Here is a 7,328-nt window from a genome sequence, read left to right on the forward strand (position 1 = left end):
GGAGACGTTGAAAATAACAAATATCGGTCCACATCAACGTCCGTGCGGCATGATCCAACGCAGAATGCGATGTCAGGCAGCTTTTCAATCATGGATGCGAGCACGATAGTGCTCAAGAACATGCTCCACGCCTGCAGATGAAAAAACGCTTTTCAAGCCCTGCGCGGCGCCTTCGGCTGCTACGGTCGCACGTGCGCACATGGAGCGCTCATACCGGCTCACCGAGGACCAGTCTCCGGTCGAAGTCAGAGCTTCCGCAAGCTCTACGGCGTCAGCCAGCGCAAGATTAACTCCTTCGCCCGAGAACGGAGACATAAGATGCGCCGCGTCCCCCAGAAGTGTCAGGCCGTTTTGACTTTTCCAGGAATGTCCCACGGGCAAGGCGTAAAGCGGCCTTACACCGATGAATTCTCCCGTTTCAATCACGTCCCGTAATTCCGGCGCCCACTCGGCAAAAACATTCTGCAGTGCCTGTCGCACGCTTTCGCCGGACCAGCTTGCCCATTCTTTGGCCGAACTCTCCGCCAGCCTGACGCCCGCATAACCGCGAATATGACCATCACCGTTTCTTTGGGTAATCAATGCACGGTTGTCGCCTACCGCGAGCATCTTGCCGTTACCGGTCAGTCTACTGACGCGAGGATGACGGGTCGTATCGAACCCCAGTTCCACCAGCGTAACACCTTCATAAAGCGGCACGGCATCGCTCAGCAGGGGGCGAACACAGGACCACGCACCATCCGCACCTATGACAACATCAAACTGTTCGGACCACCCATCGCCCCCCACCACGAAACCGTCCTTTTCGGGAGCAATTCGGGTAATCCGGTGCCCCCAGCGTACAGTTCCGGGCACGAGAGAGTTCAGCAAAATTCGGCGCAGCACGGATCGATCGATTTCAGGGCGGTCGTCCGTAGGCTCGTTGCGATCAAACAGGAGCTCACCCTCGGCATTATAAAGGCGATCTCCCTGATCTTCCGGACGGGCTGCCGCAAGAAATGCTTCCCGCAGACCGGCCTGCTCCATCGCATACTGACCAGTCTCCCCATGCATATCGAGGGACCCTCCCTGAGGGCGCTCCTCTGCATGCCGGTCCCGCTCCAGCACCACAGGGTATTTTCCCTGACGTTGAAGGAGACGGGCCAGCATCAAACCGCCCGGGCCACCCCCTACGATCGCAATTCGCTGCGTTGCCATATCTCTGCACTCCTATTATATAGGAACCTATATAATTAAACATAGGACCCTATTCAATGGAGAATTCTGACGACTGGGACCCTCTTCGTCACCCCGGTCATTATTTCAGCCGGATCGCCCGTGGACTAACCCGCGCTGGCGACGCACGATTACGGGATCTGGGATTTGCGACAGCGCAACTCCCGGTTCTGACAGCTCTCAAGGACGGGGCAGAGTTATCGCAAAAAGAACTGGCAAAGTGGGCCAAGGTCGAGCAACCGACCATGGCCCAGATGCTGTCCCGTATGGAGCGGGATGGACTTGTACAACGTGCGCCAGACCCCGAGGACAAACGCTCAAGCCTGATTTCATTAACAGACGCGACGCTGGAAAAACTTCCGGCAGGACGCGCCATCCTCCGTCAGGGCAATTCTGACATGACGAAGGGTCTGACCGAAGATGAAATAGAGACGCTCGTTTCGCTCCTCAGGCGCGTGCTTGAAAATGTTGATTCCATGGAACCGTGAGTAAAAATCTCACCCCATCAGCAATCGCGCACCCAGAGCCGTAAACAACGCCACAGGCATTGCGACGGCACCTACCTTGAGAAACTGCAAAAACCCAACCTCCTCCCCACCCCGGCGAATCACCTGAAGCCACAGGATCGTGGCCAGCGATCCCGTGACCGAGAGGTTGGGGCCGAGATCCACGCCGATCAGAAGATTATCGATAACCAGACGTGGCGGATGCGCCTGCGCTACAGCTTCGCTCGCAATCAACCCGGCTGGCAGATTGTTCATAAGGTTTGAGACAAAAGCCAGCAGAGCGCCGGAACCGAAAGCCGCTCCTGTGGGATCAGACTGGACTGCACTCCGAAGTAACAGTGCGATTTCTCCAATCAGTCCGGTGCTGTCGATGGCTTCCACCAGAACGAATAACCCTGCCACGAGCGGCAGAACCCCCCATGAAATCTCTCGCACCAATGTGAGCGGGGAACGTCGTGCCAGCGCAGACACTCCCAGAGCCGTTGCGATACCGGCCAACGCTGTGGGCAGACCCAGAGGACGATCAAAAGCGGAAATTGTCACAAGCAGAACTGCCGTCAGCACGATTCCAGCGAGAGCCGCTCTGCCGCCCATAGTTAGCCTCATTGGCTCCACCTGAGATGCACACTCCTGCCTGAGATGTTTGCGCTCAATCAGACGAAGGACCAGATAGGTCGTCACGATTGCCATCAACGACGGCAGGGCGAAAGATGCCATCCATGATCCCAGAGCCGGAAGAGCCCCAGCGTAAAGCACCAAATTGGCGGGATTGGAAACCGGCAGAACAAAACTGGCAGCGTTGGCGATAAGCGCACAGGCGAACAGCAAAGGAAGAGGATCTGCTTTTGCTTTTGTCGCCACGGCAAGCACCGCAGGTGTCAGCACCACAGCTGTCGCATCATTGGACATGAATGTCGTCACCACAACACCTGCCAGATAAACTAGCATAAACAATCTGGGCGTTGAACCTGCGGCATGGTTGACTGCCCATGTCGCAACCCAGTCGAACAGACCGTTCGCCCGCGCTGTCTCACTGAGAAGCATCATACCCGTCAGGAAGAGATAGACATCTCCTCCTTTCAGGATTCCTGTGCCCGCCATGGAAACAGGGATCAGACCTGTCACGACGAGAAGCACTGCTCCTATTACAGCCCATATCCACTCGGCAATCCGAAATGGCTGGATCATGACCCCGGCAGTTGTCAGCGCTGCGATCGCCCAGATCGCCTCATGATGGAACATCATGCTGGTATACGCTCAGCAGAACGCATGACTGACACCGAGCAGACCCACAGTCCCAGCGACAGGATTGCAAAACAGCCCAGAGTGTAAAATGCCGTCGAGTAGCCCAGGTCTTCGGCAAGCCAGCCCCCCAAAGCTGGCGAGAGGCTTGCTCCGATGCCTTGTGCGGTCATAACGACGCCCTGCCCCACATTGACCCGTCCTGTGCCATTAAGGAGCTTCGCTACCAATCCCGGGACGGCAACACTCTGAAGCCCAGCACCTATACCGTCCAGAAACTGCACAGGCCACACGCCCCAATGCTGGATGAACGTCCCCGCGATCACGCCGCGGAGCGGCAAGGCGGCAAATGAAATCAGCAACACGACCCAGTATCCACGGCTTGCCACAAAACGCATGGCCAGAAGACTGACGCCGATCATCACAGCCTGGGCCACCACCACAGTCATCGCTGTGAACATCGCGGGATTACCCTTCCCCGCACTGACGACAGCCATACCGTAAAGCGGCAACATCGCAGCGTTGCCGAGATGAAAGAAACACAGACAGGTCGCGAGGATCAGGAGCGGTTTGTGCCGAAGAAACGACCCTATGCCTTCCGCTTTCCCGGTATCATGACTGTCACCATCCTCCAGCCCTCGCGCTGCCTGATGGTCGATAGATTTCTCAGGAATCAGGAGCACGGCAGCGATAGCCAGCAGACCAAATATGACTTCAAGAAAGAAAATTGCGGACAAACCAAACGTCCAACCGAGCCAGCCAGACAATCCGGCTCCAACCATATTGCCCGCATGGTTCCAGGCCTGATTACGGCCAATCTGCGCGTTGAAACCTTTCTGGCGAACAATCCCGAGCGTCATGCCAGCCATTAGAGGGCCAATCCCTGCCCCAGCCAACGCCGTGGCAAGCTGACTAATAGTCACAACAAGTGTTGATTGTGAACTCAGTAACAGAAGCGAAGCAGAAATAGTGCAGAGTGCCGCGGCAATGACAAACAGGCATTTTTTAGTTGTCTGATCAATCAGTGCACCCGCAGGAATAGTGGCCATCATGCCCGCGATACCACCAGCTGTCAGGACAGTACCGATCGGCCCCGTCTGCCAGCCATGACGCTGGAGAAACACGCCCAGAAAAGGACCAATACCCGCCTGCACGTCAGCCATAAAAAAATTCAAGGCGCATAATGAAACCAAAGCGCGATTTGACAGGATGCTTTGCGGCTTTCCTGCCTTCAGACCAGCCACAAAAGCGTGCGTCATAAAGCTACTTTCTCCAGATCGGAGAGCCTAACTACAGAACGAACAATAAGTTACATAGAGATTTATAAAAAATAAGCATTAGAGAATTTATAGCTGATATGCTTGCTGTTCCGAAATTACACTATACAGATATAATATACGTTATTTTGGTTTTAATACAGACCCTGCTTGGAAAGTACTCCATTCACGTCGCAAAAGCGCATACTGCATGGTATTTTCGTAAACCGGCTGGCCGTGCTCGTTCTTCATGAAAGAGACAAACTCCACGAATGTCCCTTCCAGGCGCATGCCTAGCTTTTGACAGAGGCGCTGCGACGGCTGATTGGTGTCTTCGACATAAGCATAGAGACGACGTGCATGTCGTTCATCAAAAAGGTAAGTGAACAAAGCGTGCGCAGCTTCGAATGCATATCCCTGACCAGAAAAGCTGGGGTTGAAATTCCACCCTACCGAAATGGCGTCTTCTTCTGGCATAGCAAATAGGTCGCCTATCAGCTCGTCACTCGCTTTGAGGCAAACCGCTATGTAATTATTGTCTGTGCTACGCTTCTTTGCCTCAGCTGAAGCGGCGACTTCATCAGAAAGCCTGAGCGAAAAAAAGCAGCTGGATCGTGGATTATGCAGATAGGAATATAAAGCCGGACCATCCGTTTCGCGAAAATTGCGGAGAATAAGTCGTTCTGTTTTTATATTCAGCATTTACGATCTATACACATCTTGTGCGTGGAGCAGAAACGCAAAAAGCCGCCCATGAGGCGGCCTAAATGTTCGTTTTTAAACAGGGTATTCATGGTTGCGGGGGCAGGATTTGAACCTGCGGCCTTCAGGTTATGAGCCTGACGAGCTACCGGGCTGCTCCACCCCGCGGTGGTGTGATTGATGTTGGTTTTTTGGGTTATGTGAGTGGGCTGGGGGACCTGGCGGCGACCGACTTTTCCGCACCTTAAGGTGCAGTATCATAGGCGCTGAGGGATTTCACGGCCGAGTTCGGGATGGGATCGGGTGTAGGGCCCTCGCAATGGCCACCAGGTCTTCCAGCCCACCCTGTCTTTTGAGAGAGGGTGGAGGTTGGTGCGGTGTGAAGAGAGTGTGGCTGATTTCTGTGCATGTGTTTTGATGTGAGAAGTATGAGCGATTAGGACCGGTTAGCTGCATGCATTACTGCACTTTCACACCCGGCCTATCAACGTGATGGTCTTTCACGGCTCTATGAGACCTAGTTTTGAGGTGGGTTTCCCGCTTAGATGCTTTCAGCGGTTATCCCGTCCATACTTAGCTACCCGGCTGTGCCACTGGCGTGACAACCGGTGCACCAGAGGTATGTTCATCCCGGTCCTCTCGTACTAGGGACAAATCCTCTCAAGTCTCTTACACCCACGGCAGATAGGGACCGAACTGTCTCACGACGTTCTAAACCCAGCTCACGTACCACTTTAATCGGCGAACAGCCGAACCCTTGGGACCTGCTCCAGCCCCAGGATGTGATGAGCCGACATCGAGGTGCCAAACCTCCCCGTCGATGTGGACTCTTGGGGGAGATCAGCCTGTTATCCCTAGAGTACCTTTTATCCGTTGAGCGATGGCCCGTCCACGTGGGACCACCGGATCACTATGGCCGACTTTCGTCTCTGATCGAGCTGTCACTCTCACAGTCAGGCGGGCTTATGCCATTGCACTCGACAGCCGGTTTCCGACCGGCCTGAGCCCACCATCGCGCGCCTCCGTTACACTTTGGGAGGCGACCGCCCCAGTCAAACTGCCCACCATGCAGGGTCCCGGACCAGGCTTACTGGTCTCGGTTAGACATCAGAAAAATTCAGGGTCGTATTTCAAGGATGGCTCCACCTGAGCTGGCGCCCGGGCTTCAAAGCCTCCGACCTATCCTACACAGAATGTCTCTGATGCCACTGCAAAGCTGCAGTAAAGGTTCATAGGGTCTTTCCGTCTGACCGCGGGTACCCCGCATCTTCACGGGGAATTCAATTTCGCTGAGTCGATGCTGGAGACAGTGGGGAAGTCGTTACGCCATTCGTGCAGGTCGGAACTTACCCGACAAGGAATTTCGCTACCTTAGGACCGTTATAGTTACGGCCGCCGTTTACCGGGGCTTCAATTCAGTGCTTGCACACCTCCTCTTAACCTTCCGGCACCGGGCAGGCGTCAGGCCCTATACGTCATCTCACGATTTCGCAGAGCCCTGTGTTTTTACTAAACAGTCGCTACCCCCTGGTCTGTGCCACCCGTCCATGGTTGCCCACGAGCGGGTCTCGTTTATCCCGAAGTTACACGAGCAATTTGCCTAGTTCCTTCAGCATCGTTCTCTCAAGCGCCTTGGTATTCTCTACCAGTCCACCTGTGTCGGTTTCGGGTACGGTCTATACGCCAGAGCTATTTCCTGGAATGATTGAAAAGCCTGTTCAATCCGTTAAGGACAGACAACATCTCTCATTCGTCACTTCTGGCAGGCCCAGTAATATTAAACTGGTTCCCATCGACTACGGCTCTCGCCCTCGCCTTAGGGGCCGGCTCACCCTGCGTGGATTAACCTTGCGCAGGAACCCTTGGACTTTCGGCGACAGTGTTTCTCGCACTGTTTGTCGCTACTCATGTCAGCATTCGCACTTCCGATATCTCCAGAGAGGGTCACCCCGTCTCCTTCGCAGACTTACGGAACGCTCCGCTACCGCGCATTCTAAAGAATGCACCCACAGCTTCGGCACGTGGCTTGAGCCCCGTTACATTTTCGGCGCAGGGTTTCTAATAGACCAGTGAGCTATTACGCTTTCTTTAAAGGATGGCTGCTTCTAAGCCAACCTCCTGGTTGTTTTGGAATCCCCACATCCTTTCCCACTTAGCCACGATTTAGGGGCCTTAGCTGGTGGTCTGGGCTGTTTCCCTCTCGACAATGGACCTTAGCACCCACTGTCTGTCTGCCGGGCTATACTCCTGGGTATTCGGAGTTTGGTTAGGTTTGGTAAGGCTTTGGGCCCCCCTAGCCCATCCAGTGCTCTACCCCCCAGGGTAAACACCCGACGATCTACCTCAATAGATTTCGCGGAGAACCAGCTATCTCCGAGTTTGATTGGCCTTTCACCCCTAGCCACAG

At 54.6% G+C, this 7,328-nt stretch carries 5 protein-coding genes, 1 tRNA gene and 2 rRNA genes (1 of these 8 running past the window's edge); 1 reads left to right on the top strand and 7 read right to left on the bottom strand.

Annotated elements, in window-relative coordinates:
- Positions 1 to 84: 84 nt before the first annotated feature.
- Positions 85 to 1,197, bottom strand: a complete 1,113-nt coding sequence (locus tag ABDK74_RS08535; protein WP_194254041.1) for an NAD(P)/FAD-dependent oxidoreductase — start codon at positions 1,195 to 1,197, stop codon at positions 85 to 87.
- 56 nt (positions 1,198 to 1,253) lie between these two features.
- Here ABDK74_RS08535 and ABDK74_RS08540 point away from each other — a divergent pair, with 56 nt between their 5' ends.
- Positions 1,254 to 1,703, top strand: a complete 450-nt coding sequence (locus ABDK74_RS08540; RefSeq protein WP_194254042.1) for a MarR family winged helix-turn-helix transcriptional regulator — start codon at positions 1,254 to 1,256, stop codon at positions 1,701 to 1,703.
- A gap of 9 nt (positions 1,704 to 1,712) precedes the next feature.
- On the opposite strand, the gene ABDK74_RS08545 is transcribed toward ABDK74_RS08540, so the two are convergent.
- From ABDK74_RS08545 to ABDK74_RS08570, 6 genes are all read right to left on the bottom strand, one after another.
- Positions 1,713 to 2,966, bottom strand: a complete 1,254-nt coding sequence (locus tag ABDK74_RS08545; protein ID WP_346003479.1) for an arsenic transporter — start codon at positions 2,964 to 2,966, stop codon at positions 1,713 to 1,715.
- The gene (locus tag ABDK74_RS08550) at positions 2,963 to 4,222 is read right to left on the bottom strand and encodes an MFS transporter (RefSeq protein WP_346003480.1); all 1,260 of its coding nucleotides are present in this window, start codon (positions 4,220 to 4,222) and stop codon (positions 2,963 to 2,965) included. Before ABDK74_RS08550 ends, ABDK74_RS08545 begins: the two co-directional genes overlap by 4 nt.
- A 141-nt stretch (positions 4,223 to 4,363) precedes the next feature.
- Positions 4,364 to 4,921 carry a GNAT family protein gene (locus ABDK74_RS08555; protein WP_346003481.1) on the bottom strand — a complete coding sequence of 186 codons (558 nt, stop codon included), beginning with the start codon at positions 4,919 to 4,921 and terminating at the stop codon, positions 4,364 to 4,366.
- 91 nt (positions 4,922 to 5,012) lie between these two features.
- Positions 5,013 to 5,089 (bottom strand) — tRNA-Met (locus ABDK74_RS08560).
- 48 nt (positions 5,090 to 5,137) lie between these two features.
- Positions 5,138 to 5,252, bottom strand: a 5S ribosomal RNA gene (rrf, locus tag ABDK74_RS08565).
- A gap of 85 nt (positions 5,253 to 5,337) precedes the next feature.
- Positions 5,338 to 7,328 (bottom strand): 23S ribosomal RNA (locus tag ABDK74_RS08570) (it continues 746 nt past the right edge of the window).

The sequence above is a fragment of the Gluconobacter sp. OJB genome (assembly GCF_039638275.1).
Taxonomy (GTDB): domain Bacteria; phylum Pseudomonadota; class Alphaproteobacteria; order Acetobacterales; family Acetobacteraceae; genus Gluconobacter; species Gluconobacter cerevisiae.